Annotated in this window: 27 protein-coding genes; 13 read left to right on the forward strand and 14 right to left on the reverse strand. The window is 47.4% G+C overall.

The window, feature by feature from the left end; genetic code table 11:
- Positions 1-29: 29 nt before the first annotated feature.
- From rseP to rpsB, 8 genes are all read right to left on the reverse strand, one after another.
- Complete coding sequence (gene rseP / locus HHX48_RS06575) at positions 30-1,382, reverse strand: sigma E protease regulator RseP (RefSeq protein WP_191023388.1); 1,353 nt, start codon at positions 1,380-1,382, stop codon at positions 30-32.
- Positions 1,382-2,563, reverse strand: a complete 1,182-nt coding sequence (gene ispC / locus HHX48_RS06580) for a 1-deoxy-D-xylulose-5-phosphate reductoisomerase (RefSeq protein WP_191023390.1) — start codon at positions 2,561-2,563, stop codon at positions 1,382-1,384. Before ispC ends, rseP begins: the two co-directional genes overlap by 1 nt.
- A complete protein-coding gene (locus tag HHX48_RS06585; RefSeq protein ID WP_191023392.1) occupies positions 2,563-3,426 on the reverse strand; it encodes a phosphatidate cytidylyltransferase in 864 nt (287 codons plus the stop codon). The genes ispC and HHX48_RS06585 overlap by 1 nt, the downstream gene beginning before the upstream one ends.
- 54 nt (positions 3,427-3,480) lie before the next feature.
- The gene (gene uppS, locus HHX48_RS06590) at positions 3,481-4,251 is read right to left on the reverse strand and encodes a polyprenyl diphosphate synthase (RefSeq protein ID WP_191023394.1); all 771 of its coding nucleotides are present in this window, start codon (positions 4,249-4,251) and stop codon (positions 3,481-3,483) included.
- Positions 4,252-4,259: 8 nt separating this feature from the next.
- The gene (frr, locus tag HHX48_RS06595) at positions 4,260-4,817 is read right to left on the reverse strand and encodes a ribosome recycling factor (protein WP_191023396.1); all 558 of its coding nucleotides are present in this window, start codon (positions 4,815-4,817) and stop codon (positions 4,260-4,262) included.
- A gap of 22 nt (positions 4,818-4,839) precedes the next feature.
- On the reverse strand, positions 4,840-5,577 hold the full coding sequence (gene pyrH / locus HHX48_RS06600) for a UMP kinase (RefSeq protein ID WP_139757060.1): 738 nt from the start codon (positions 5,575-5,577) through the stop codon (positions 4,840-4,842).
- A 233-nt stretch (positions 5,578-5,810) separates the two neighbouring features.
- Positions 5,811-6,683 (reverse strand): translation elongation factor Ts, encoded by an 873-nt coding sequence (tsf, locus tag HHX48_RS06605; RefSeq protein WP_191023398.1) that lies wholly within the window; start codon positions 6,681-6,683, stop codon positions 5,811-5,813.
- Between the two features lie 116 nt (positions 6,684-6,799).
- A complete protein-coding gene (rpsB, locus tag HHX48_RS06610; protein ID WP_191023400.1) occupies positions 6,800-7,531 on the reverse strand; it encodes a 30S ribosomal protein S2 in 732 nt (243 codons plus the stop codon).
- Between the two features lie 348 nt (positions 7,532-7,879).
- On the opposite strand from rpsB, the gene map reads away from it, so the two are divergent.
- From map to dapD, 3 genes are all read left to right on the forward strand, one after another.
- Entirely contained in the window at positions 7,880-8,674 is a 795-nt protein-coding gene (map, locus tag HHX48_RS06615; RefSeq protein WP_191023402.1) for a type I methionyl aminopeptidase, read from the forward strand.
- Between the two features lie 149 nt (positions 8,675-8,823).
- A complete protein-coding gene (gene glnD, locus HHX48_RS06620; protein WP_191023404.1) occupies positions 8,824-11,472 on the forward strand; it encodes a [protein-PII] uridylyltransferase in 2,649 nt (882 codons plus the stop codon).
- On the forward strand, positions 11,469-12,293 hold the full coding sequence (gene dapD / locus HHX48_RS06625; protein ID WP_191023406.1) for a 2,3,4,5-tetrahydropyridine-2,6-dicarboxylate N-succinyltransferase: 825 nt from the start codon (positions 11,469-11,471) through the stop codon (positions 12,291-12,293). The genes glnD and dapD overlap by 4 nt, the downstream gene beginning before the upstream one ends.
- Positions 12,294-12,376: 83 nt before the next feature.
- Here dapD and HHX48_RS06630 read toward each other — a convergent pair whose 3' ends face one another.
- The 3 genes from HHX48_RS06630 to HHX48_RS06640 are packed head-to-tail and all read right to left on the reverse strand — an operon-like array spanning position 12,377 to position 13,907.
- Complete coding sequence (locus HHX48_RS06630) at positions 12,377-12,826, reverse strand: flavodoxin (RefSeq protein ID WP_191023408.1); 450 nt, start codon at positions 12,824-12,826, stop codon at positions 12,377-12,379.
- Positions 12,827-12,844: 18 nt separating this feature from the next.
- Positions 12,845-13,594 carry a pseudouridine synthase gene (locus tag HHX48_RS06635; protein ID WP_191023697.1) on the reverse strand — a complete coding sequence of 250 codons (750 nt, stop codon included), beginning with the start codon at positions 13,592-13,594 and terminating at the stop codon, positions 12,845-12,847.
- A complete protein-coding gene (locus HHX48_RS06640; protein ID WP_191023410.1) occupies positions 13,587-13,907 on the reverse strand; it encodes a YqcC family protein in 321 nt (106 codons plus the stop codon). Before HHX48_RS06640 ends, HHX48_RS06635 begins: the two co-directional genes overlap by 8 nt.
- A gap of 113 nt (positions 13,908-14,020) precedes the next feature.
- Here HHX48_RS06640 and HHX48_RS06645 point away from each other — a divergent pair, with 113 nt between their 5' ends.
- Together HHX48_RS06645 and HHX48_RS06650 are read left to right on the forward strand one after the other, a co-directional pair.
- On the forward strand, positions 14,021-15,067 hold the full coding sequence (locus HHX48_RS06645; RefSeq protein WP_191023412.1) for a DUF3549 family protein: 1,047 nt from the start codon (positions 14,021-14,023) through the stop codon (positions 15,065-15,067).
- A 4-nt stretch (positions 15,068-15,071) separates the two neighbouring features.
- On the forward strand, positions 15,072-15,374 hold the full coding sequence (locus HHX48_RS06650; protein WP_191023414.1) for a DUF3301 domain-containing protein: 303 nt from the start codon (positions 15,072-15,074) through the stop codon (positions 15,372-15,374).
- A gap of 744 nt (positions 15,375-16,118) precedes the next feature.
- On the opposite strand, the gene HHX48_RS06655 is transcribed toward HHX48_RS06650, so the two are convergent.
- Both HHX48_RS06655 and HHX48_RS06660 read right to left on the reverse strand, forming a co-directional pair.
- Entirely contained in the window at positions 16,119-16,769 is a 651-nt protein-coding gene (locus HHX48_RS06655; RefSeq protein ID WP_191023416.1) for a GNAT family N-acetyltransferase, read from the reverse strand.
- A gap of 115 nt (positions 16,770-16,884) precedes the next feature.
- Positions 16,885-17,244, reverse strand: a complete 360-nt coding sequence (locus tag HHX48_RS06660) for a DUF3192 domain-containing protein (protein ID WP_191023418.1) — start codon at positions 17,242-17,244, stop codon at positions 16,885-16,887.
- Between the two features lie 221 nt (positions 17,245-17,465).
- Between HHX48_RS06660 and HHX48_RS06665 the strand changes: the two genes are divergently transcribed.
- A complete protein-coding gene (locus tag HHX48_RS06665; protein WP_191023420.1) occupies positions 17,466-17,741 on the forward strand; it encodes a hypothetical protein in 276 nt (91 codons plus the stop codon).
- Here HHX48_RS06665 and syd read toward each other — a convergent pair.
- Positions 17,738-18,289: a SecY-interacting protein gene (syd, locus tag HHX48_RS06670; RefSeq protein WP_191023422.1), complete on the reverse strand. Its 552-nt coding sequence runs from the start codon at positions 18,287-18,289 to the stop codon at positions 17,738-17,740. The genes HHX48_RS06665 and syd overlap by 4 nt on opposite strands.
- A gap of 90 nt (positions 18,290-18,379) precedes the next feature.
- On the opposite strand from syd, the gene queF reads away from it, so the two are divergent.
- The 7 genes from queF (at position 18,380) to HHX48_RS06705 (ending at position 26,013) form a co-directional block, all read left to right on the forward strand.
- The gene (gene queF, locus HHX48_RS06675) at positions 18,380-19,219 is read left to right on the forward strand and encodes an NADPH-dependent 7-cyano-7-deazaguanine reductase QueF (RefSeq protein WP_191023424.1); all 840 of its coding nucleotides are present in this window, start codon (positions 18,380-18,382) and stop codon (positions 19,217-19,219) included.
- Positions 19,220-19,290: 71 nt separating this feature from the next.
- Positions 19,291-20,814 (forward strand): GGDEF domain-containing protein, encoded by a 1,524-nt coding sequence (locus tag HHX48_RS06680; protein ID WP_191023426.1) that lies wholly within the window; start codon positions 19,291-19,293, stop codon positions 20,812-20,814.
- Positions 20,814-22,172: a nucleotide 5'-monophosphate nucleosidase PpnN gene (gene ppnN / locus HHX48_RS06685; protein WP_191023428.1), complete on the forward strand. Its 1,359-nt coding sequence runs from the start codon at positions 20,814-20,816 to the stop codon at positions 22,170-22,172. Before HHX48_RS06680 ends, ppnN begins: the two co-directional genes overlap by 1 nt.
- A gap of 88 nt (positions 22,173-22,260) precedes the next feature.
- Positions 22,261-22,635, forward strand: a complete 375-nt coding sequence (locus HHX48_RS06690; RefSeq protein ID WP_191023430.1) for a DUF3192 domain-containing protein — start codon at positions 22,261-22,263, stop codon at positions 22,633-22,635.
- 8 nt (positions 22,636-22,643) lie between these two features.
- Positions 22,644-24,296 carry an HDOD domain-containing protein gene (locus HHX48_RS06695; protein ID WP_191023432.1) on the forward strand — a complete coding sequence of 551 codons (1,653 nt, stop codon included), beginning with the start codon at positions 22,644-22,646 and terminating at the stop codon, positions 24,294-24,296.
- A 213-nt stretch (positions 24,297-24,509) separates the two neighbouring features.
- On the forward strand, positions 24,510-25,520 hold the full coding sequence (locus tag HHX48_RS06700; protein WP_191023434.1) for an isocitrate dehydrogenase: 1,011 nt from the start codon (positions 24,510-24,512) through the stop codon (positions 25,518-25,520).
- 163 nt (positions 25,521-25,683) lie between these two features.
- Positions 25,684-26,013, forward strand: a complete 330-nt coding sequence (locus HHX48_RS06705) for a ComEA family DNA-binding protein (protein WP_317983484.1) — start codon at positions 25,684-25,686, stop codon at positions 26,011-26,013.
- The last annotated feature ends 14 nt before the right edge of the window (positions 26,014-26,027 follow it).

A 26,027-nucleotide genomic window follows, 5' to 3' on the forward strand; every position in this document is an offset into this window, starting at 1 on the left:
TTTTATGTCGTGTTTAGCGCTACATCTTATCAAGCGATGCGGCTAATATCGTTAAAGATGGCAATGCCCATTATCATAAACAGGATCACCCCTCCGATTCTGAATCCCCACTCCTGGGCTACTTCTGAAACAGGCTTACCTGTTACCCATTCGATGGCGAAATACATTAAATGACCACCATCAAGCATTGGAAGAGGAAGCAAGTTGATAATGCCTAAGTTGACACTGATCAACGCTAAAAAGCTCAGAAAATATACCAAACCGTAACCAGCGCTTACACCAGCGCCCTGAGCAATGGATATCGGTCCGCTTAAATTGTTCAGCGATACATCACCGGTAAGTAACTTTCCAATCATCGAAAGACTTAATGTGATCAACCGCCAGGTTTTGTCACCCGCTTTTACCAGCGCCTCGACAGGGCCATACTGATGAACGAACACATATCCTTCCGGCCAGTCAGTAAACTGCGGACTCACGCCCAAATACCCTGATTGTCCCTGCTCTGTATCACGGCGGGCGATCGTGGCATTAATTGTACGCGCTTGTCCATCCCGATTCACGGTAAGGACAATATTTTCGCCGGGCTTATCGCTGATTGCCTCTACCAGCGCTGCCCAGTCATCAATCGGATCACCGTTAAACATGGTTAACGTATCACCGACTTGTAATCCGGCTTGCGCTGCCGGACTGTCCGGTGCCACCACCGCAAGGGTCAGTGTTGCATCGGGCCGGAAAGGCGTAATACCCAAGCTGCCTAATGCAGACTCCTTTTCAGGGTCAAAGTTCCAGTCAGTCGTGTTCAGCGTGGTATTAATCGTGCCATGGCTCGACGTTTTCAGCGATATCGGCACCTGCTGCTTACCAATATAGGAAACCAGCTCAAAATTAACCGACTCCCAGTCTGGCGTAGTGCGACTGCCCACAGTAACAATTTCGGCCTGCTCCGGCAGGTTCGCCTGCGCGGCTATTGAGTCAGGTTCAATCTGTCCAATGACAGGTTTTACCGTCTGCAATCCAATCAGGTACATAACAAACAACGCGAACAGGGCAAAAATAAAGTTAACCCCCGGACCGGCCGCGATAATGGCGATTCTTTGCAGTACCGGTTTGTTATTAAAGGCTTTATCTTTTTGGCCTGGCGCAACCGTATCAATACGTTCATCAAGCATCCGAACGTAGCCACCTAGCGGAATCGCAGCGACCACAAATTCAGTGCCGTGCTTATCCACTCGCCGCCACAATGGCTTACCAAAACCAATGGAAAAACGCTCCACTTTGACACCACAACGACGTGCAACGAAAAAGTGTCCCCATTCATGCACGGCAACTAAGATACCGAGCGCAACGATGAAGGCACCGAGGCTCCAGAAAAACGAAAACACTAGCGTAAACCTCTGATTAGTGTTGTAGCTGTTACCCGGGCAAGCCTGTCCTGCTCGAGAATTTGTTGGAGTGTAGAAACCGTAATTGGTTCCAACTGATTCAGGGTCTGCGCATTGACCCGTGCGATATCCGTAAACGCAATCTGCTTATTCAGAAATGCGTCAACAGCAACTTCATTGGCGGCATTCAGGCGTGTGGTTGCTGCCTGGCCTTCGGCACAGGCATCAATGGCCAACTGCAAGTTCGGATAGCGTGCATGACAGGGCGTATCAAAAGTAAATGTACCAGCCTTCATGAAGTCCAGCGGCGCAACGCCGGCATCAATGCGTTCAGGAAAGGCCAGGCCATAGGCTATCGGCGTTCGCATATCGGGGTTCCCCATCTGCGCGATCACCGAACCGTCAACGTATTGCACCATCGAATGGATGGTACTTTGCGGGTGAAGTACAACGTTGATTTGCTTTGCACTGGCACCGAATAGCCAGCAAGCTTCAATAAACTCCAAGCCCTTATTCATCATGGTGGCCGAGTCTACGGTAATTTTGCGTCCCATGCTCCAGTTCGGATGATGGCAGGCCTCTTCGACCGTAATGGATGAAAAGCTGTCTAACGCGCGCTCTCTGAACGGCCCGCCGGAGCCGGTCAGCAAAATGCTGCTGATACCTGATCGGGCCAGATTGCCATACTCAAAGTCACGGGGCAGACATTGAAAAATCGCATTATGTTCGCTGTCGATGGGCAGGATTGTCGCTTTGGACTGTCTTGCGGCATCAATGAATAATGCGCCCGACATTACCAGAGCTTCTTTGTTTGCCAGTAAAACTCGCTTACCGGCTTTGACGGCTGCCAGAGTGGGCAGTAAACCTGCGGCGCCTACGATTGCAGCCATAACAGCATCAACCTCAGGGGCGCTGGCGACATCCTCTAACGCCTGAGGGCCGCAAAGAATTTCGGACTGCACACCCATTGCTCTGGCCAGTTCCTGCGCACGCACATAGCGGCTCTCGTCAGCAATCACGACATAACGGGCAGAGCACGCTTTGGCCTGGCTGAATAGGCGTTCCAGCTGACTATTCCCGGTGAGTGCAAATATTCTGTATTTATCAGGATGGCGGGCAACCACATCCAGCGTGCTACACCCTATTGATCCCGTAGCACCAAGTACTGTTAAGGTTTGCATTACGCCATCCAGGTTACATAACAGAATGCGAAAACCGGAAATGCTGCGGTGAGACTGTCAATGCGATCCAAAACACCGCCGTGACCGGGGAGTAGTTTTCCGCTGTCCTTAATACCGGCACAGCGTTTCAGCATGCTTTCATTCAAATCGCCAAGCGCAGAGACGCTTACCGTAATACATCCAATAAGCACATGTAACCAGATACGGGAAGGCTCTACCTGATAATGCAATGCAGCAAATGCTATGATGGCGAATGACGCAGTAACACCACCCAACAGGCCTTCCAGCGTTTTGCCCGGCGATACATTCGGTCTGAGCTTGTGTCGGCCGAACTTCACACCAACAAAGAATGCACCAATGTCAGCGGCCCAGACGATACCCAAAACGTAAAAAATTAACGAGGAGCCATAAAATTCGTCAACATCATGCAAACTTGTACGAAGGCTAATGACTGCTACCCAAGTGGGAATCAGCGTCAATGCGCCAAAAGCAACCCGAATACTGCGACTGTTTCGCCAGAATGCAGAGTATCGGGGATAGGCGATGATCATCGCCAGCGATACCACCCACCACAGCGCCGCGATTCCCAGAATGAAATGATACAAACCGTGCAGCTTACCCTGGTGCCATATCTCCTGCTCATCAACAATCAGGGAAAGCAATACGCAAACAACAAATGCCGCAAGCATCAGCGCCACTTTTTTAGGTCGCGCACAAATTCCGGACATATTTGCCCACTCATAGGCGCCAAGACCGATCACTGCCGCGATGGCAATCTGAAAACCCCAGATAGGAAGATAGACAATGGCATAGAGTGCCAGTGGCGCCAGTATTAATGCAGTAATTATTCGTTGTTTAAGCATGAGTGGCTTTTAAGCTCCTTGATGTCAGCCTTTCCTCCGATCAATCTATCATCGTTAAGGAACGCTTACCTGTTCGCCGGTCAGACCAAACCGTCGTTGCCGGGCTTTGAAATCATCCACGGCAGTCTGAAACACCTTCTCGTCAAAATCCGGCCATAATGTATCAGTAAAATAAAGTTCTGCGTAAGCACATTGCCAAAGCAGAAAGTTACTAATACGACGTTCACCACCGGTGCGTATGAGCAGGTCCAGCTCTGGTAAGCCTGCTGTGCAGATATACTGACCAAAGTGAGACTCATCAATTGCGTCCAGCTGCTGCTTACCATCAAGAACATCCTGCGCCATCAGTTTAGCCGCATGGGTTATATCCCAGCGGCCACCGTAATTGGCGGCAATATTCAGAACAAGCGCGCTGTTTTGCTCAGTCAGGGCTTCTGCCTTTTGAATTTTCGTGCGCAGCTTCTCATCAAATGCTGAGGTATCACCAATAACTTTCAGGCGCACATCATTTTTATGTAATCGCTTCACTTCGTTGTTTAATACAAAATTAAACAACTCCATCAGCACACTAACTTCCTCTTCCGGCCGCTTCCAGTTCTCACTGCTAAACGCAAAAAGTGTTAGAGACTCAACACCCGATTCGCGAGCGAAGCGTACTACCGAACGAACAGATTCCACCCCAGCCTTATGGCCAAAGGTACGAATCTTTCCTTTTTTCTGTGCCCAGCGACCGTTGCCATCCATAATGATAGCGACATGTCGCGGCCCTGCCACATCAGGCTGGGCCGCCGCTGTCTGGGCGGTTTTAGACCGCTTAGATAACATGACAGCGTTTAGACTTCCATTAGCTCTTTTTCTTTATCCGCCAGCATCTCATCGACCTTTTTTACAAAGTCATTGGTAAGAGACTGAATGTTTTCTTCTGCTGCGCGACTTTCATCTTCGCTGATTTCTTTTTCTTTCAGCAATTCTTTGATATCGCTATTGGCATCGCGGCGAATGTTGCGGATAGCCACCCGTCCCTGCTCAGCTTCGTTGCGTACAACTTTAATAAGATCTTTACGGCGCTCTTCGGTTAACGCTGGCATAGGAATACGGATAGTGGTTCCAGCGCTCATCGGGTTCAGTCCCAGGTCGGACTGCATAATGGCTTTCTCTACGGCCTGTGTCGCGCTTTTATCAAACACTGTCAGCGCCAGCGTGCGGCTATCTTCAGCCACGACGTTTGCAATTTGCTTTAACGGTGTATCGGCACCATAGTAAGGCACGACAATACCGTCCAGTAGTGCCGGATGCGCGCGGCCGGTGCGAATTTTACTTAACTGGCTTTTAAGCGCACTGATGCTTTTCTCCATACGCTCACGCGCATCTTTTTCAATTTCATCAATCACGTTTCGTTCCTATTTTTACTTTTTACAGTTTATCTGCGTGGTCAATGAGTGTCCCTTCAGGCTCGCCCATTACCACAGCTTTGAGACAACCAGGCTTGTTCATATTAAATACCCGGATAGGCAGTCCGTGATCACGGGCCAGGGTAAATGCTGACAAGTCCATTACTTTTAATTCTTTTTCAAGCACTTCCTGATGCGTAAGCTTGCTATACAACTCCGCATCCGGATTTTTTACCGGATCGTCGCTATACACACCATCCACCTTGGTTGCTTTTAGGACCGCATCCGCTTCGATTTCGATACCGCGTAAGCAGGCTGCAGAATCAGTGGTAAAAAACGGGTTTCCGGTACCGGCAGAAAAAATAACCACGCGTCCGGATTTAAGCAAACTGATTGCTTCTGCCCAGTTATACGCATCGCACACGCCATTCAATGGGATAGCAGACATCAAACGTGCATTAACAAACGCACGATGCAATGCATCACGCATCGCCAGGCCATTCATTACGGTAGCCAGCATGCCCATGTGATCGCCAACAACGCGATTCATTCCCGCTTTAGCCAGGCCTTCACCACGAAACAAATTGCCGCCACCGATCACCAGGCCAACCTGCACGCCCAGCTCTACCAGTTCTTTAATTTCCTGCGCCATTCGGTCGAGAACCTTCGGATCAATGCCGAATCCCTCTGACCCCATGAGGGCCTCTCCGCTGAGTTTTAACAAAATTCGACGATAGGCTGATTTTGGTGTGATACTCATTATGTGATATGTCCTCATGAACTCGGCTTGTCGGATTTCTCGCTATACCTGACACGGTACAGCCCTGTGCGGATGCAAGAAATAGGACAAAACGACTTTCTTTAAACAGTGGGACAGAAACTTTTGCACCTTAAATGCGTTAAAAAGACTGCCTTCACTTATAAAAAAGCACCTCCGAAGAGGTGCCCGTAGTGTATCTGACTATTGCGCCTGGCAAAAGTGAAAGGCCCTAATTATTTCTTAGCGGCTTCCATTTGCGCTGCTACTTCAGCGGCAAAGTCTTCAGATTTCTTCTCGATACCTTCGCCCACTTCAAAGCGGATGAAGTTTACTGCATCAGCATTGTTGCTTTTCAGCAACTCACCAACAGTGCTTGAAGGATCTTTAACGAAAGGCTGACCCGTCAGGCTGATTTCGCCAGTGAACTTCTTCATGCGGCCTGCAACCATTTTCTCAGCAATATCAGCTGGCTTGCCAGACTGCATTGCGATTTCGATTTGGATAGACTTTTCTTTTTCTACCACTTCAGCAGGTACATCTTCTGGCTTAGTGAATTGTGGGCTGGCTGCAGCAACGTGCATAGCAACGTCTTTCGCCAACTCTTCATCACCACCTTCAAGGATAGTGATAACACCGATACGACCACCGTGAACGTATCCACCCAGCGTATCACCTTCAACAGTGATAACGCGACGAGGAGAGATGTTCTCACCGATTTTAGCAACCAGATTGTCACGGACAGTGCTAACTTTTTCGCCATTTAATTCAGCGTCATTCAGCGCGTCGATATCGTTGATGCTATTTGCATGAGCAACGTTCAGAATTTCATTACCGAACTTAAGGAAACCTTCATCTCGTGCTACGAAGTCAGTTTCACAGTTCAGTTCAAGCATTGTTGCACGGTTACCGTCAACTTTAGTCAGAATCACACCTTCAGCGGCGATACGACCAGCTTTTTTCGCAGCTTTAGCCTGACCAGACTTACGCATGTTTTCGATTGCCAGCTCGATGTCACCATCGGTTTCCACCAGCGCTTTTTTACAATCCATCATGCCCGCGCCTGTGCGCTCACGTAGTTCTTTAACTAGTGCTGCAGTCACTGCCATTTTTCAATTCCTCAGCATTAATATTTAATTAGGTATAAGAGGCGATCGCCTCTCAAAGATATTCTTTAGTATCTGTAACGGTGCCATAATATTATGACACCGTTACAGTCATGCGATTACTCAGCCGCTTCGACGAAGTCGTCTTGTTCTGCCTGAACTTCCAGGTTGCTGTCGCGACCTGAATTCACTGCATTAGCAGCCGCTTCAAGGTAAAGTTGAATCGCACGGATTGCATCGTCGTTACCAGGAATAACGTAGTCAACACCGTCTGGGTTTGAGTTAGTATCTACAACACCAACTACCGGAATACCCAGGTTGCGTGCTTCAGTGACTGCGATGTGCTCGTGGTCAGCATCGATTACAAAAATTGCGTCAGGCAGACCGCCCATGTTTTTGATACCGCCAAGGCTGTTTTCAAGCTTGTCCATTTCACGCTGAAGCATCAACGCTTCTTTTTTGGTCAGCTTTTCAAACGTACCGTCCTGGCTCTTTTGCTCAAGGTCTTTAAGACGCTTGATTGACTGACGAACTGTTTTCCAGTTAGTCAGCATGCCGCCCAGCCAACGCTTATTTACGTAGTACTGGTCGCATTTCAACGCTGCTTCTTTTACTGCGTCGCCAGCAGCACGCTTAGTTCCGACGAAAAGGATTTTTCCTTTTTTACCCGCAACACCTGACAGGTAGTTCATCGCTTCGTTGAAAAGCGGAACTGTTTTTTCAAGGTTGATGATATGAACTTTGTTACGCGCACCGAAGATGAAAGGCTTCATCTTTGGGTTCCAGTAACGAGTTTGGTGACCGAAGTGAACACCTGCTTTTAGCATGTCACGCATTGAAACATTAGCCATGATTTTTCCTCTATATTGGGGTTAGGCCTCCATACACCCCTTGTATCGATCCAGCGAACTGGACACCCCGATATCAAGTGTCGGTATATGTGTGTTATTAATTAAGATTCGTACCTGAAGCAGCCACACAAGTTCAATTTTTACCCGGGCAGTGAAACAGGCGGGCGCTTTATACCATGCCTGAGACATCAGCTCAAGAAAAAGGTGCGTTTTACGTGCCGTCTGACAGCGCCCTAACTATACAGCGCAGCCCTTAATCGTTAATATAGGCAGACTTTACGCTTGATAATGGCAGTGGCCGTTCATATCTGGCTATTCATTATGACTAACGACTGATCGGGGATTCTGGTGGCAGCAACAATTAAAACCGCTGAAGAAATTGAAAAAATGCGCGTGGCCGGCAAGCTGGCCTCTGAGGTACTCACAATGATTACTCCTTATGTGAAAAAGGGAGTAACCACTGATGAGCTAAATACAATCTGCCATGATTATATTGTCAATGAACAAGGTGCCACACCGGCTCCGCTTAATTATGGTGAGCCACCGTTTCCCAAGTCAATTTGCACCTCTGTTAATCATTGTATCTGCCACGGCATTCCGTCTGACAAGAAGCTTAAAGACGGCGATATCATCAATATTGATGTCACGGTAATAAAAGATGGTTATCACGGCGACACATCGAAAATGTTTATTGTGGGCAAGCCCTCCATTCTTGCCGAGCGCCTGGTGCGCGTCACACAGGAATGCTTGTACAACGCAATCAAAGAGGTAAAGCCCGGGATGCGCCTGGGTGATATAGGCCATCTTTGTCAGACTCACGCCGAGGCGCATAATTATTCAATCGTTCGTGAATATTGCGGGCATGGTATCGGCAAGCACTTTCATGAAGACCCACAAATTGTGCACTACGGTAAGCCCGGCACGGGTGAGGAACTGGTACCGGGAATGTGCTTTACCATTGAACCGATGGTAAACGCGGGAAAACGGTATTCTAAAATTCTGCCTGATCAATGGACGGTTGTTACCAAAGATCGCAGCCTGAGCGCGCAGTGGGAACATACGCTTCTGGTAACGGAAACCGGCGTGGAGGTGCTGACTCTGCGAGAAGAAGAAGACCTTCCCAGAGTGATTAACCACGACTGAGTTTACACGCCGCGCCTGACGCGGCTTTTTTTATTCCATTTTTATATAAGTATGCACTTTTCGTCTTCAACTATGCGCTTACGCGATACTGCGAATGCGGACATTTCATGCTAAGGTGCGGCTGATTGAATATTTAGTGAGGGTATAGCTTGAGTCTGCAGAAACTCATCGCGCAAGTTGAAAGCATCGGGTCTGTCGATGACCTTATAGCAATCAAGCAATGTGTGAAGCATTCCTACGAATGGCTGGACGACGCGTTCGACCAAAGCGCTGTTAATCAGCTTGTCACCGGGCGTGCGCAGTTTGTTGATGCCCTGCTGTTACACCTGTGGCATCTGCTTCGACTTGATGAGGTTAGCGACATAACGCTATGTGCGGTAGGCGGGTATGGCCGGGGCCACTTGCAGCCCTATTCTGATATAGACTTGCTTATCCTCAGTCGTAAACAGCTTGGTGAGGATGAACAGGAAAAGGTCAGCCGTTTCATCACACTGTTGTGGGACATTAAACTGGATGTCGGGCAAGCTGTACGCACCATAAAAGAAACGGTAAAGCTCGCAAAAGAAGATATTTCCATTGCGACAAACCTGGTGGAAAGTCGGCTTCTAATCGGCAACGAGCATGTTTTTGAAAGCCTGCTGGACGAACTCAACAGCCGTTCTTACTGGTCCAGCAAAGACTTTTTTACTGCCAAATATGATGAGCAGAAGGCGCGGCACGCCAAATTTCACGGTACCTCTTATAATTTAGAGCCCAATATTAAAGAAAACCCGGGCTGTCTGCGCGACATTCAGTCAATCGGCTGGGTCGCTAAAAAGCATTTCAAAGAATATGACGGCTGGAATCTGGTGGGTCATGGTTACTTCACCGAAGATGAACACAGTGAATTAATTCGTTGCCGGATGCATCTGTGGCGTATGCGCTGCGCCTTACATCTTGTGGCAGGGCGCAGTGAAAACCGTTTGCTGTTTGATTATCAGCCGGATGTGGCGATGCGTCTGGGCTATGGTGACGATGCAAAGCGATCTGTTGAGCGCATGATGCGTGATTTTTTCAGAACAGTTCGCCGCGTCAGCGAGCTTAATAAGATGCTTTTACAACGGTTTCGCTACGACATGCTCAATCAGAATGTCAAAGAGCAAATCATTATCAATGACGACTACTGGTTGCTGGATAAAATGATTGCGCCGCGCCATGAGGATGTCATTAACTCGCCTGAAGCGATGCTCGATTTTCTGCGCGTTGTCGCAGACACCCCGGAAGTTGAAGGCCTGGATACCGATGCGATTCGCCAGTTGCGAAATACGCGCCGGGCATTTGAAAATGAATATTTTGTCGAACGAGCAGCATGCCGTGACAGGCTGATGGATTTGCTCCGCCACCCCCGTTTTTTCGACTTTGCATGGAATATCATGCATGAATATGGGATTTTGCAGGCCTATTTACCCGAGTGGGACAAGATTGTCGGCATGATGCAGTTTGACCTGTTTCACGCCTACACCGTTGATGAACACACTCACCGGTTAGTAAAGTTCATTAATCAGTATTTCAGTCGTGACAATCAGGCTTTTCCGCGCTGCAGCCGTATCGTCAGAAATCTGGATAAACCAGAGTTGCTATACATAGCGGCGATTTTTCACGATATCGCAAAAGGACGCGATGGCGATCATTCGCAACTTGGTGCACTGGATGTCAAAAAGTTCTGTGTCCAGCATGGCATTGAGGAAAACGACAGTAAGTTAATTGCCTGGCTGGTCGAAAATCATCTGCTCATGTCGGTCGTCGCCCAGCGCCGTGACATTTATGATCCTGAAGTGATTAATGAATTTGCTACCACCATTCGTAGTCAGAATCATCTGAACCAGCTGTATGCCCTGACGTTGGCGGATATCAGGGCCACCAATGATAATCTTTGGAATGACTGGAAAGCCTCACTGTTACGTGAGCTTTATCTGATGACGCAAAAAGCGCTGGATAACGGTTTACAGTGTCAGGCGACACTGGATGAGCGAATTGAAACCCATAAACAGCTTGCCCGCCGCCTGTTGGCTGAAAGCGGCGCTGATCAGATGAAAGTCGATGTTTTCTGGTCACGCATGGACGATGATTATTTTGTCCGATTCAAGCCGGCGCAGATTGCCTGGCATACGCTGGAAATTATCAACGCCGAGACCACTTTGTTCATTGACGATCCGGACACCCTGCTTATCCGCGCAAATGACAGAATTGCCAAAGGCGGCACCGAGATCCTGATTTACGGTAAAGATCGTCAGGCGTTATTTGCTCAGGTGGCATCGGTACTGGATAGCCGTAACTGTTCTATTCATGATGCACATATCACAGTGACCCGGGATGGTTTTTGTTTCGACAGTATGTTGGTACTGGAGAACGACGGAAGCCGACTGACGTCGGATGATCGGACCCGGGATCTGGAAGCGGCTATATTGGCGCAGCTGACCAGACCGGGCTTCTCTCACAGCAATAAACGAAAGTTACCACGCCAGATGCGTCAGCTGGATGTTCCCACCAAAGTGAGATTTTTCTCTTTGGAAGACAGTACGCTTATCGAGCTGGAGGCGCTTGACGCTCCCGGTATTCTGGCTAAAGTAGGCCACGCCTTTGTAGACTGCAATGTCACACTGAAACTGGCAAAGATCGCCACAATCGGCGAACGCGCGGAAGACATTTTCATTGTCAGTAATGAGCAGGGCCAGGCACTGACTCAGGAACAGCAGGTAAAACTGAAAAAACGTATTTTATTTAAACTCGACCAACTTGAAGATATCAACATACCATGAGTGAATTACAATCTATTATCGAACAGGCTTTTGAAGAGCGCGATGCCCTTTCTCCCTCCTCGGCCCCTGAAGAAATTCGTCACGCAGTGAGCCAGGCAATCGACCTGCTCAATAGTGGTCAGGCGCGTGTCGCTGAAAAAATTGATGGTGAATGGACGGTTCATCAGTGGTTAAAAAAAGCCGTATTACTGTATTTTCGTTTGCATAATAACGATGTAATTGATGGCGCTGAAAGCCGCTACTTTGACAAAGTTCCGCTGAAATACCGTGATTACACTGCCGAGCAGTTTGCCAGTGATGGTGTACGCATTGTGCCACCAGCGGCGGTGAGAACCGGCTCTTTTGTTGGCAATAATGTGGTAGTGATGCCTTCCTACGTGAACATTGGTGCATATGTCGGTGAAGGTACGATGGTTGATACCTGGGCGACGGTCGGCTCATGTGCACAAATCGGAAAAAATGTGCATCTTTCCGGGGGAGTAGGCATCGGTGGTGTACTCGAGCCGCTTCAGGCCAACCCGACGATTATTGAAGACAACTGCTTCATTGGCGCGCGATCTGAGATTGTAGAAGGCGTGATTGTTGAAGAAGGCGCAGTAATTTCAATGGGCGTATACATCGGTCAAAGCACGCGAATTTACGACCGTGAAACCGGCGAGATTCACTATGGTCGCGTGCCTGCTGGCTCAGTGGTAGTGCCGGGCAGTTTGCCAGGAAAAGAAGGTGGCTATAGCCTCTACGCAGCGATTATCGTGAAAAAAGTCGATGCGAAAACCCGTGCTAAAGTGGGAATCAACGCGTTGTTAAGAAGTGCCGAGTAAGGCATAGTTGTGTTAGTGAACACAGCCGTTTAATGATAAAAAGCCTCGCAAACAGCGAGGCTTTTTATTGTGGGGGAAACAGGCTATTCGGCAAATAATTTGTCTTTGATGCCGTTTACCCAATCAACCACATCCTGTTCAGGTTCCAGCGTTTCGATTGCGTCAACCTCCAGCATGTCAGCAACAGCGTTAGCCTGAAGCTCAGTCAGCAATTCCTGAAAATGGCGGCCGCCACCACAAAAATTTTCATAGCTACTGTCACCTAATGCAGCAACAGCGAAGGGCTTATTTGTCATCAGCGGAAACTCATCCTTAAGATCCATATAGGTAAACTCAAGGTTTGGTGGAATATCGCCCTGCCCGGTCGTTGATGTGATAACCAGTATTGCATCGGATTCAGTAAAATCAGTCACTGCCGCATCCTGAAATAACTCGCAGTCGTAGCCCTGCGTAGACAGGTTTTCTTCCACTTGCTCTGCGACATGCTGGGCGTTGCCATATACACTGCCGCAGAATATTCCCAGTTTCGCCATATCTCTTCTTTCCTCTCATCAATTAATTGTCAGATACTCAGCCCACGCCGTCAGCAGGTCGAGCATCTCAGTTCGGGGACCGGTTTTGATTTCCAGCGATTCGCCACTTACCGGGTGTTTTATCACAATCCTGGTACAAGTTAAGGCCAAATTATTAAAACCAAACCGTGTTTTTAAAAATTTATTCTGTTTACCATCGCCATGGGTCGTATCACCGACAATAGGATGACGCAGATGCACCATATGCCGTCGAAGCTGATGCTTGCGACCTGTGGTGGGCTTTAATTTGACCGCAGTATACCGTGAAGTTTCATATCGACCAGAAGCAATAGGCAATTCGTAACGCGCCAGTGGATGGTATTCGGTGGTTGCCGGTTGAGGCGGAATGTCTCCGCGATGTTTATCGGCGATTTTATCAGGGCGAAACTTAAGATCATAATCAATCAGCCCGCAGCCATGAATAAACCCCCTAACGATGGCAAAATACTCTTTTTGTACCGTCCTGGCCATCATCTGCATGCCTAGTTCGCTGGCCGTACTGCCATCATATGCAAAAAGTAAAACGCCCGATGTCGGTCTGTCTAAACGGTGAACCGGAAAAACGTGTTGGCCGATCTGATCCCGCAGTTGTTGCACTGCAAAGCGAGTTTCCCGTTTATCAATAGGACTTCGATGCACCAGTAATCCGCCGGGCTTATCGATGGCAACTAACGTATCATCCTGATACAGAATCTTCAGTGGCTGATCTTGCCCCGCATCATCAACCATTTTCGGTCTCACTCAGGTTATCCAGCGCCATCAGAAGATGTGTCAGCGCAAGATGCTTTGGTGCAAAAACTTCATGTGCCATCGGTGCGACCTGCATTCGAGCAGGAACGCCGTGATTCTGCTCAAGATACTGCTGCATTTTTGGAAGATAGATAAACTGCAACCACTGTTCAAAAGGCATTGCATCTGCGGCGAAAGGTGTTTCAGACATCAGTGCCGCCTCTTCGGGTGCTTTGTCTGACCAAAGTTCTTCTTGTTTCAGATACTGTTCAATCCGAATGAGTTGGTGTTGTATAAACGCTCTGTCTGACACGCAAAATATCGCCTGATGGTAATGAGCCGCATAGTATAACAATGGAAGGCTGGCTGGTCATCGGGCAAAGGCAAAGGTACACTACCGGTTTTTACCGCAGTTCGGGGGCATTCATGGGTGCGCAGACTATTGAGTCAATCAGCGAGTTTTTATTGCATGCTGGTACTAACTTCCAGATCGTCGATATGGGTAGGGAAATTACCGCTATCGACGCACAGACTTTTTTAGATATAGAAAATGCAGTAACCCCGGTTCCCCGCCCCCGTCAGCAACACGCCTGGTTTGGTATTATTTTCTGGAATACCCAGCAAAAACAAAATGAGTATATCTGGTTTTTAAAGCTCCCCGTTGATGAACAGGGTTTGTTGGTGCCGGCAAGTCGCAATCATTTTTTGCAAATTATTGTTGATGCGCTGGGTACAAGCTTGACTGAAGATAGTGAAGAGAAACAAACGTTACCGGATAATCCCTATAATTTCGTGCCTAACCAACAACAAATGACCCTCTTTAACGCCTATGCCCGACAACTGCTTGATAAGCCGCTAGCACAGGGCGTCGATGACGTTAACCGTTATCTGAGTCATCCGGCTATCGTTGACTGGACCCAACTTCCCGTGCAGGCGATTGCTGACACTGCACTTCTGATAAATCAACCTGAGAAAAAAAAGGCAATAAAAGCTTGTCTGGATATGTACGCTGAGGATTTTCAGGTGGCATTGCTTAGCGGGTGTGAGCCTGTCAGTCTGGACAATGAACTGATAGACAGTCTGTGTCAGGTGATTGAAGCAGGAGACGCTAAAATTAAGCGCGATCAGGCTATTCTACGCGCACTTACGACCCAGTCAGAAACCTCAAGAATTCAACGCATGCTCGAAGGATTAATGAATGACAATGCGTCGTTGGATATTGACACACTCAGTGTAATTGCTGCGCGTCACTACTCCCAGCTAAACGATTTACTCATAAAATTGTTTTTCGAACAGGTAGCCAAATGTGATGAAGCTAAAGGCTTTGAGGGCGCGCTGTTCAAAGGTTTTTTTGCCGACTTGGTTCAGGTCCCGGCTACGCGAGAGCGGGTGCTGGGACTGCTACGCCTGCCAGATAGAAGTGCAGCGTTGTCTCGGGCTATCGGACAACTATTTGCCCAGACTAAAGGATAGCGAAATGACACTGGGTGAACTGGTTTTATTTTTTCTGCTGATTCTTACCGGACTACAATTCTGGCGCATCAGAAGTATTAGTGAGCAGGCCTATCAGCAAATAGGGCGTTATTGTGAAACACATCACCTTCAGCTTCTGTCTGTAGCAAGACAGCGTACTCGACTTTCGTTCAAATATGGCAAAATAGACTGGCTATCGTCATTTGTTTTTGAATTTTCCGGCAATGGCGAGGACCGCTATACCGGTCATGTCGATATGATCGGAAAACGTGTGATAAGAACGCACCTGCCACCCTATAAGGTATAGCGGGTATTGTCTGACGGACATAAAAAAGCGGCAGGTCGTGGCTGCCGCTCTTTTTGAATTTTGAAGTTCCTTCTCAGCCATCCATAGCCCGTGAGCTACTCCCTAGCGCACAGATTGATCCCTGTTCCATTACCATCCAATACATCCTGTATTGACTGCCTACAGAAGGCAGGTCCTTAATCCCTTATTTCCTTTCTCCCTTTTATACTACACGTCCCAGTGCAGCACTCATCGTCCTGATGATGTCATCCTTGTCGCATCCTGCGATTATCCTGAGGTCCCAATCCATGAGAAAGCATACTCCATGTACGCCTGCATACCTGCATGTCCACTTCCCAATCCCTGGGGGGTCCCTGTCCATGTGTGTCGTTTCCTACGACAGCGCGAAGCGCTCCTTTAAAGCAATCCGGTTGCTATTTCCTGAAAGTCCCTGTTTCTACTAATCCATGTAGATGTGCTTCCCTAGCTTCCAAAATGTATGTCATCCAGACTCGTCGTGTATCCTTGTGACGTTAAATATAGTACTGCTTTGGTAGTTCTTCGCTATACGTAATTACAAAAATGTTAGATTAACAACGCCGGCCAAACTGACGTTTTTTCGAAAACCTTATGTAAAACATACGCTTTAGACTTTCGTATAAAATTATCCTCACAAAATCACTTCCGAATACTTACAAAATTGTGCGAAATCTCTTACAAACTTAAGGGCGATATCCGACATGGGATAAATGTTATTAATCGCAACTAACTATCAGCTTGTCGGTTTTTAAACAAAATAGTGCCTGATATAGAAGCAATCTCCAAAGATTTAACCGGCTTAAAGTCACACGACAGAAAAAATGCTTCATAAGCAGGGATTGTGGCAAACACGCCTACTCCTTCACTGTCTGGGTGATTTTCCACAATACTATCGACAGCGCCTGTCAGGATGTGACCAAGCCCTGCATGCTGACAATCAGGATGGACACCAATCAACACAATCATATGAAAATGGTTGGCCGGCATTGCTGCCAACACCTTTTCCTCTTTCTCAATAAGTTGCCTGGTGCTGAACAAGCCAGCTGTAAGCATCATTTTGACGCGCCAATGCCACATTTTGCCAGGCGTAAATCCAGCGCCTGGTTCAGCCACGCATGTCACCGCCAGCATTCTGTTATCGTCGAACAACCCTATCAGCGTTTGTCCGCTATCCCAGAAAGCATGAAGCTCTTCGCGTATCGCGCTGCGAAGACGGCTGTCATAGCCCTCAGTCTCAGAATGAAAAATCTGACTTAAAACGGGATCATCGAAATAGGCATTGTAGAGGATAGATGCAGCAACGTTTAAATCATCGATATCAAGATGAATGGCTTTCAGTGCAGAGAGATCGAGTGCAGATGTAGGGAATTGACGCATAGGTACTTTCTGTGTAATTGGGATGCCATAGTTACACATTGTACAATATCTAAACAGATAACAAGTAAAAAACGCCGGTCGTCTGACCGGCATCACATTGATAACGTATACACAATTAAAGGTGGGGAGATGCTTTGCTGCCCCATCCGATGAGCTCGCCATTTTTAAATACTAAAGGCGTGCACTCACCTTTAGTTGTTATCCCATCGTCCATAGTTCGCTGGGTGCGATAGTAAAGAATACGATAGGTGCCATCTTCACGCTGGTCGAGTTCACTGAAATCAGCAACGCCCATCTTTCCGACTACGCGCTCATAAGATGTACCAAGGTTAAGGTTTGATATATGCTTGCGGTTGTTATATTCACGATCTTCCCAGTCAGATGAGTAACCGTGATCGTCACCATCCACTGAAATAACACAACCAGACAACAATACAGGCGCGCTAAGTGCAAAAAGCAAAGCTAAGTGTTTCATATTATCCCTTTTTTGAATTTTTATGTGCTTAAATATTTCGATATATCAATATTATCAATTTGCTTGCCAAAATTAACCTATTGATTTTTATAGATAATATTTATAACCCGCCTTTTGACATTCTTAACTTTTAACCGTTTCCACTACAATTTAGTCAATATTACGAATTTTCATCATTCGATTGAGCACGTAAAATGCTGCTTTTACTGTGGAGAATGAAAATGTCTGAATCGTCTGAAATACCGTTAACGGTGCTGTGCCAGCAAATCGTAGAAGAAGGGCATACACCTTCAGTAGCAAGGCTCCGGGCGAAGGCGCCTTATAAAGTCAGTGTGACTGATGCAATCAGTGCAATAAAATCTTTTAATACGACGAAACAGACTTCACGCCCTGCCAGTTTGCCGGCCTCTCAGGCGTCGCTTGAAAAGCGTGTTCAGGAGCTGGAAAATGCCGTCGCCTTGCTGGAGAAAAGACTGGACTCACTCATGTCAGATTAATCGACGTTTAGTGCAGACAAGAAAGTGCAAAGATCGTCTGCTACTATTTCTTCGCCTTTTTTGCCCACTCTTTCCAACACAACTTCGCCGGTTTCGTTTTTCACACAAAGGATGAGGTTGTCATCGTCGGTCAGGCCAAAGAAAAGGGTTTCTGGCTGACGCAGGCGACGTTTCATCAAAATGTGTCCGATGAGGTTTTCCTGTAATCGGGCAAAGTCATCATCACTGATGACCTGAAGTAATTCACATGGTCCCTGGGGGGCGGACGCTGCTATATTGAACGCAAAATAGCGGGTAAAAAATGTTTTAAACTGATTATCCAGAGTTATCTCAAGTGCATCCTCAAGCTGGGAAAAGTTGTTACCAGAGTCCTGTCGAACAGGTACCCAGCTTACTTGATCTCCTTCCTTTAAAGACGCAGTGTCTGGTAGCTGGTAACAGGGTGATGGCCACGCCGGTTCATACGCAGTAGTCAGTGACTGACCGGTTGATGCACTGTTCAGTGTGCTCATCAGGGCATCAAGTGATGCTTCAATGCTGTTGGCCATGGTTAAAAAGTTCCTCTCTTACTGAATTTTTCGAGCGGCTTGCGGTATTATTCGCACATAAAGATTAAGTTTACGTGGTATATAACAGCGATGACAAACAAAACTGAAGCAAGATTGCCAGAAGGCTTGTCACTTGGCCGGGAGGTCACTTACGAAGCGCACTATAACCCTACCCTGTTACAGGGCGTGCCCCGCGCGTTAAGCAGGGATTTACAGGGCATATCAGCGCAAAATCTGCCTTTTTCCGGTGTGGATACCTGGACAGGCTACGAACTTTCCTGGCTAACATTAAAAGGCAAACCTCAGGTTGGCATTTTGCAGTGTGAGGTGCCGGTAACCTCTAAGTTTTTAATCGAATCCAAATCCTTCAAGTTGTACCTGAATAGCTTTAATCAAACACAATTTGCAAACCGCGGCGATGTCGAGAAAACGCTGGAAAAAGATTTAAGCCAGTGCGCCGGTGAACCAGTCAAGGTCACTATTTTTCTGCCGGCTGAATTTGATAATTTTGCGGTGACACCTCTGGCTGGCAAAAACATCGATGAGATCGATATTGACGTTAATTCCTACTCGCCAGATGCGTCGATACTGCAAACTTCAGACGAAAGAGTAAGTGAAACACTTACCAGCGATTTGTTAAAATCCAATTGTCTTATTACCAGTCAGCCTGACTGGGCAAGCATTCTGATTAAATACGAGGGTAATGCGCTGGATCAAGGCCCGCTATTAAAATATCTTATTGGATACCGTCAACATAACGAATTTCATGAACAGTGTGTTGAACGTATTTTTTGTGACCTGATCAATTTGCCGGGTATGGAAAAGCTAACGGTACTGGCGCGGTATACCCGCCGGGGCGGGCTGGATATCAATCCATTTCGCTCAAACTTCGAATCGCCTTATCCAAACCGTCGCACTGCCAGACAGTAAACAGGAAAAATCAGGGATTTGTGTCACACTTAAATTATGTGTAGCACCGCAACCAGGAATCAGCGGGTACAATGATTAACAAACAGCTCCAGGTGCTAAAGCAGCAACATGCATTATTGGCGCAATTTATTATTCGACTATCAGTGTTCTACCAGGGATATTCCAGAGCAATTGATGAAGAATTACAAACGCTTCGCAGCCATTTAGGTGGGGCTGCTAACTTTGCACTTGCCCAAGTCAGTATTAACAAACTCAACACAATGCTTCAGGAAGATGGCGGCGTATTGAGGCGCTTTAAAGCTGACACGTTACAGTCAGTTGAAGGTGCCGCTAAAGCGTTACTGGCTTTTACCGGGCAGGACAGCGCCAATCCTCTGCTCATTAATACCATCAGCCAGGCCCGGAAGCCTGCTGAGTCACTGTATGATGTCACCCAACTTTGCGTTCAGACCATCACTTTATATTCGCAAGCAACGAACACCTTGTCCGCACCGGTTGGCGTAGCGGTGAAAAATCATCAGCCGAATCAATTGCCATCACCGCAAAAGTTGTTGTTAGCCCTACAAGAAGAGTTGATTCAGTTACTGGATAGCTATCAAAACCGCCAACCCGATAACCTTGAACTGGGTAAGTTAAAACAAAAAGTGACGCAGGGACTGAGTAATGAAGAACTGCTGAATGTTTGTCTTACGCTGCTACGGCTAATTGTAAAAGATTCCATGCAGGAAGCGATCATATCGGGCAAAGTGATTCAAAGCCTGCATCACTCTTTAGGGAATCTTCATCAGGGTCTGAGCCAAAGTATTGAACAGGCGCACTTGTCGTTTTCTTCCCGAGAAGAGGATAGCCGGACCGTGCGAAAGGCACTGATTAAGCTGGAGCGAGAGGTTGCCGGTTCTGACTCATTTTCTGCGTTAAAAACGCAGACACAACAGCAGCTTAAGCAGGTTGATAATGCGCTGCAAAAACGTGAGGAAAAAGATCGTCGTGAACAACATGCCCTTACCGAACAGCTGGAGCAGTTAAAGGCCCAGGTTGCAGAGCTTGAATCCAAAACCCGCTATTATCGCAATCGATTAGCCAGACAAGTTGCGACAAGCCAGACCGATCCGTTAACCAAATTACCAAACCGTCAGGCCTATAACGAACATTTGCGCAGATTACTGAATGACAAGGGTATCGCTGAGCAATCTCTGTGTCTTGCCGTGGTGGATGTCGATCATTTCAAGTCAATTAATGATAAGTTCGGACACGCTGCGGGCGACAAAACACTTCAGGTTATTGGGAGCCATCTGCGTCAGGCTTTAGATAAAAACGACTTTATTGCCCGTTGGAGTGGAGAAGAATTCGTATTAATTTTGCCGGGTCTGAACGCTAAGTCGTTGAAACAAAAATTGGAACGACTGAGAACCAGACTGACCGAATTGCCGTTTAAGTTCAAACAAGATCGCTTGACAGTCACTGCCTCTTTTGGTGGCACCTGTATTCGTCATGGCGAGGATCCCGACGCTGTTTTTGAGCGGGCCGACAGTTTGTTGTATCAGGCGAAGCGCGCCGGCCGGAATTGTGTTGTCACCGATAAGGACGACGTGTAATGAAAAAAGTGCAGTTAAACCCTCTTGGCTGGATGAGCCAGCTTTCGCAGCTTGAAGTTTCCCAGCTTCAGGATACCACTCACAGTGAACTTTATGACGTGTTCAGAAACTGCTGCCTCGCAGTGCTGAACAGCGGCGTGGATGAAGATGACTATGAAGTACTTTTCGCACCCTACGATAATTTTGATGTAAAACTGGTACGTCGGGAAAGAGGCGTAAAAATTGAGCTGATCGATCCTCCGGAAGTTGCATTTGTTGATGGTAAATTAGTGCGCGGCGTCCATGAGCATCTTTTTGCCGTTATGCGCGATATGCTCTTTATGGGTAACAAGTACGCCCGCGCGCATGATGCTGCAGCCGATACGCTTAGTACCACCGACATGGTGTTTGATATGCTTCGCCATGCCCAGGCGTTAGAAGGAAATGATGATTTAAGCACCATCGTTTGCTGGGGTGGACACTCCATCAAGGAGCACGAGTACAAGTACACCAAAGAAGTGGGTTATCAGCTTGGCCTGCGCGAAATGAATATTTGCACCGGGTGCGGTCCCGGCGCAATGAAAGGGCCGATGAAAGGCGCAGCTATCGGCCATGCAAAACAGCGTTATAAAAACGGACGCTACATTGGTATATCCGAGCCAAGCATTATTGCTGCCGAGCCGCCCAACGCCATCGTTAATGAACTTATCATCATGCCAGATATAGAAAAGCGTCTGGAAGCGTTTGTGCGGTTTGCCCATGGCATTGTAATCTTTCCGGGCGGCGTCGGTACCGCAGAAGAGCTCCTTTATCTGCTTGGCATTCTTACCAATGAACGTAATGCACAACAGCCGTTGCCTGTGATTCTTACCGGACCGGCGGGTTCTCAGGCTTACTTCACTGCAATTGATGACTTTATCGGTGCGACGCTTGGGCCGCAGGCCCAAAGCAAATACCAGATAATCATTGATGATCCTGTGGAAGTTGCGCGGGTTCTGAGTGAAAGCAAAAGCAAGACTGAACAGTACCGACGGGCTGTTGGTGATTCTTTCAGTTTTAACTGGTCACTCAAAATTGATGAGCCATTCCAGACGCCTTTTATTCCAACCCATGAAAGCATGTCAGATCTGGCGCTTCACCAGGACCAAAGTGTGGCGGAATTAGCGGTGGTTCTGCGTCAGGCTTTTTCCGGCATTGTTGCAGGAAATGTGAAAGCCGAAGGCGTACGGCAGATCAAGGAAAAAGGCCCGTTCCAGTTAAATGGTGATGCGGGGTTGATGAAGCGCGTAGACACATTACTGCGCTCTTTTGTGGAGCAGCAAAGGATGAAGTTACCGGGCTCAGAATATGTACCGTGTTACACCATCACGCAAATCTGACCAGACGCATTCAGTTACGATTTACATTTTCTTAAATAGTACTTTTTAAGGTAAACTGTGCGGCGTGCTTACTAACAAGTGAAGAAGGATGAACAGTAAGGTAATTCGACTGATTCTTTTAGGTGCCGCCGCCTATGTAACGTTCGTGTTTATGGTGATTTTTCTTTATCCCGACAAACCCGAAAACATGGACTGGCAGGATCGCGAAGAATACAACAAGGTACAGATTACTAAACTTTCTCTTGGTGCAACCCGTGAGGAGGTATTGGCCTTGCTTGGCTCACCCGATATTACCGAAGCCAAAATGGACAGTGAGAATTCTATACAGGTGATGTTCTATCGTACGCAGCATGTTCGGGCTGACGGGCTGACGACACAGGATGAATGTACGCCCCTGCTGTTTGAAAATGATCTTCTGGTCGCCTGGGGTGATGGCGCGTATCAAAGTTATTTGAGAAGCTAAGGACGGATTTGGCTAAAGTCGAATACCATCAACTTATTCAGCAAAGCCAAATTGCCAGCAAGGCGATTGTCAGGCAGGCTAAAAGTCATGATGGCGTAAACGCCGCTTTAAATATCGCTAAACGGCTTATCCATTTCAGCCGACACCACCCACAGGCTGCACTGGTTGCCGTCAATTCGCTACGCCAGGAGTCGGGGTTGTCCTCGCCACTGCCTTTGCGCACAGCATTAATCACCACCGTGCTTGGTCAGCGTAGCAAACTTAATGATCACTACCTGCAACACCTAGTAGCAGCACATTACATGCTTTTTTGTACAGGCAGTTATCATAAAGATACCCAAACACTTCACTTTGAAAAGACGCTTGTACAGGGGCTGAAAAAGCAATTAGCGAAACGGCACTTAAAAATCTGGCAGGATATCTTTGCCACTTACCCGGTATTAGGTCGTGCTAATTTTATCAAATACCTGAAAAGCGCAGCACTGCGAGAAACACAGTGGTGGACACTGGTCAGTGCGTTTATCTCTACCCGGTTTACTGATAGTTTTTTCCCCGTATTGCGACAGCTTGCGCTTCACTCCCCCTTGCAGCATGAACATATTATGCGAAGCTGGGTGGGGTTTCCGGGTGATATTTGGCCTGGCGCCCAGGTAGCAATTAGTCCTGAAAGCCTGATTTTGCTGGCCAAAACCAATCAACAGTGCGGCATGGTGAAACAAAAGCAGGGTGAGCGGAAATTTGTTATCCGTGAACAGGTTACCCATCCTGCTATCCGATATCTGGGCTTTGATCAGTGGCATGAATTGATGCAGCGCTTTGAAATGGAGACAGAGTCGCTTGTTGCGTATCAACCTGGTGGGCGTGTTTATCCGCTTAATCATCCCCCTTCATCATTATTGGCTATTATCGATTTACTCCAACGTCCGGACCTTGAGGTGGACGTGTTGAGCCAACGAATAGAAAGCGAAGCAGCCTTTGCCAGTGCGCTTAAAGCCGCAGCCAGCAATGACAACCGGCTTCAGTTGCCTGTACATGATGTAAAACAGGCGATTCTGACATTCGGGCTGGAGCGGGTTGGCGACATGCTGATTCGGGAGGCGCTGGTTCAGCGTCTGACACAAAATTACTTTCCGCTTAGTCAGATGTGTCAGAATATCTTGGATGTCAGCGCAAATTTGTCATCGCTGCTGGCAGCAGAAACCAACATATCGCTGACTCCCCAGGCGGCGGGCTTGATCAGTAGCTTTGTCCTCGCCCCACTGTTTAGTTTGCCTGCGCTTAAGGTGTTACCCCGCTTTGTTCACAACAACCATAATCTGCATAATGTGAATGACTTAGTCGGACTTAAAACCGCCCATCCGTTTTTGGATTTTGCTGCCGAGCTGGCGTCTAACTGGCATCTACCAACTTCGCATCGCGCCCTCATTTTACAACTGGGCCGTTTTCCAACACAAAGCAAAGCAAGTCAACAACCAGATATTGCTGTCATCATGCTGAGCCTTATCTGGACCAGGCAGTGGCTATTCTGCCCGCACTTACCTGATGAATCCAGTCAGGAAGCAGAACGTCAATGCTTCCACCTTCTGTCTATTAATTCTGAACAAAAAACAGAATATCAGGAAAAGCTATCCCATTTGCTATACTCAACTGTCACGAGATAGACCTGTCAGGATATTGGTTGTTAGATTAGGACAATCATCACTAGTGCCAGAAGCCATGTTGCTATAAAATACGCGCGATTTAGTTCCTTGGCGTAACACGTCTGTAGCACGTACTCACATCGCTTAGTGATTCGCCATCATAATGGTTGAATATAGCCATTAGCTGAAACCTTTTTAAAACAGAAACGACAATTTACCAGAGGATCCCCCCACATGACTCAGCAACGCATTACGGTCATTCGCGGCGACGGTATCGGCCCTGATATCATTGATGCCACCACCAAAATTCTGGACAAAGTAGGCTGTGATTTTGCCTATGACTACGCCGATGCCGGCCTGGTCGCATTAGAAAAGCATGGCGAACTTTTACCACAGGAAACTCTGGACCTGATTGCAAAAAATAAAATTGCGCTGAAAGGCCCGCTTACTACGCCTGTTGGCGAAGGCTTTACATCAATCAATGTCAGCCTGCGTAAGCAATTCAAACTTTACGCTAACCTTCGTCCGGTTATGTCATTCAAAGGCACCAAAGCCCGTTACGAAGATATTGATATCATCACTGTACGTGAAAACACGCAGGGTATGTATTCTGGGTTGGGACAGACCGTTTCAGAAGATGGCAACGAAGCAGAAGCAATGAGTAAAATTACGCGCGATGGTGCGGAGAAGATTGTTACTTTTGCTTATGAGATGGCACGTCGTGAAGGTCGTAAAAAAGTCACGGCTGTTCACAAGGCGAACATCCTGAAATCGACTTCAGGTCTGTTTTTAAAAGTAGCACGTGAAGTTGGCGAGCGTTATCCTGACATTGAAAGCAGCGAAATGATCGTCGATAACACATGCATGCAACTGGTGATGAACCCGCATCAGTTTGATGTGATTGTTACCACAAACCTGTTCGGTGATATCATTTCTGATCTTTGTGCCGGTTTGGTTGGCGGTTTGGGCATGGCCCCTGGTGCTAATATCGGTGAAGATTGCGCGATTTTTGAAGCAGTCCACGGCTCTGCACCGGATATCGCCGGTAAAAACCTGGCCAATCCGACCTCTGTCATCCTGGCTGCTGTTCAAATGCTTGAATACCTGAATATGGGTGACAAAGCTGAAAAAGTTCGCTCAGCGCTAAAAGATGTTATTGAGTCTGGCGATCGCACTACCCGTGACCTGGGTGGTCAGGATGGAACAACTGAGTTTACTCAGGCTGTTCTGGACCGCTTAAACTAAGTATCTGAGCGCTCATACAATAAAGATATGCTGATGAAAAAGACGCCTGACCGGCGTCTTTTTTTTACCTGTACGTAAACTGGCTATCAGTCTGACGATTTTCACTGATATTCAATTTATTCTTTATCTGCCAATTTCGGCTATTACAGACAAGGAATAAACCGTGAATATCTTTACCAAATCAGCCACCCTCAAGTATTTTGCTCCACTTCTCTTTATAGCATCCCTTGCAGGATTACCAGTGACCATGGCATACGCTGATGCTGCAACATCAACACAGTCCGACTATGCCGGTGAACGTCTGGACTTGAATCTGGTAACCGCAGAAGAACTTGCTACCTTGCCCGGAATAGGGATAAAAAAAGCAGAATCGATTATCCAGTACCGTGAGGAAAAAGGTCGATTCTTAGAAGTTGAACAGCTTACTGAAGTAAAGGGTATTGGCCCCAAGTTACTAGCCAAAATTCAAAATAAATTACAGGTCAGTCAATGAATTTGGATGAAAAA

The organism is Salinimonas profundi, from assembly GCF_014750655.1.
GTDB classification, from domain to species: domain Bacteria; phylum Pseudomonadota; class Gammaproteobacteria; order Enterobacterales; family Alteromonadaceae; genus Alteromonas; species Alteromonas profundi_A.

Coding starts and splice junctions, on each gene's coding strand:
- tsf (WP_191023398.1), bottom strand. CDS start 6,683: ATGGCAGTGACTGCAGCACTAGTTAAAGAACTACGTGAGCGCACAGGC.
- HHX48_RS06645 (WP_191023412.1), top strand. CDS start 14,021: ATGGGTGCGCAGACTATTGAGTCAATCAGCGAGTTTTTATTGCATGCT.
- queF (WP_191023424.1), top strand. CDS start 18,380: ATGACAAACAAAACTGAAGCAAGATTGCCAGAAGGCTTGTCACTTGGC.
- ispC (WP_191023390.1), bottom strand. CDS start 2,563: ATGCAAACCTTAACAGTACTTGGTGCTACGGGATCAATAGGGTGTAGC.
- HHX48_RS06660 (WP_191023418.1), bottom strand. CDS start 17,244: ATGAAACACTTAGCTTTGCTTTTTGCACTTAGCGCGCCTGTATTGTTG.
- HHX48_RS06655 (WP_191023416.1), bottom strand. CDS start 16,769: ATGCGTCAATTCCCTACATCTGCACTCGATCTCTCTGCACTGAAAGCC.
- syd (WP_191023422.1), bottom strand. CDS start 18,289: ATGGCCAACAGCATTGAAGCATCACTTGATGCCCTGATGAGCACACTG.
- HHX48_RS06680 (WP_191023426.1), top strand. CDS start 19,291: ATGATTAACAAACAGCTCCAGGTGCTAAAGCAGCAACATGCATTATTG.
- HHX48_RS06690 (WP_191023430.1), top strand. CDS start 22,261: ATGAACAGTAAGGTAATTCGACTGATTCTTTTAGGTGCCGCCGCCTAT.
- dapD (WP_191023406.1), top strand. CDS start 11,469: ATGAGTGAATTACAATCTATTATCGAACAGGCTTTTGAAGAGCGCGAT.
- pyrH (WP_139757060.1), bottom strand. CDS start 5,577: ATGAGTATCACACCAAAATCAGCCTATCGTCGAATTTTGTTAAAACTC.
- HHX48_RS06630 (WP_191023408.1), bottom strand. CDS start 12,826: ATGGCGAAACTGGGAATATTCTGCGGCAGTGTATATGGCAACGCCCAG.
- HHX48_RS06700 (WP_191023434.1), top strand. CDS start 24,510: ATGACTCAGCAACGCATTACGGTCATTCGCGGCGACGGTATCGGCCCT.
- HHX48_RS06650 (WP_191023414.1), top strand. CDS start 15,072: ATGACACTGGGTGAACTGGTTTTATTTTTTCTGCTGATTCTTACCGGA.
- HHX48_RS06635 (WP_191023697.1), bottom strand. CDS start 13,594: ATGGTTGATGATGCGGGGCAAGATCAGCCACTGAAGATTCTGTATCAG.
- HHX48_RS06585 (WP_191023392.1), bottom strand. CDS start 3,426: ATGCTTAAACAACGAATAATTACTGCATTAATACTGGCGCCACTGGCA.
- HHX48_RS06665 (WP_191023420.1), top strand. CDS start 17,466: ATGTCTGAATCGTCTGAAATACCGTTAACGGTGCTGTGCCAGCAAATC.
- ppnN (WP_191023428.1), top strand. CDS start 20,814: ATGAAAAAAGTGCAGTTAAACCCTCTTGGCTGGATGAGCCAGCTTTCG.
- rpsB (WP_191023400.1), bottom strand. CDS start 7,531: ATGGCTAATGTTTCAATGCGTGACATGCTAAAAGCAGGTGTTCACTTC.
- uppS (WP_191023394.1), bottom strand. CDS start 4,251: ATGTTATCTAAGCGGTCTAAAACCGCCCAGACAGCGGCGGCCCAGCCT.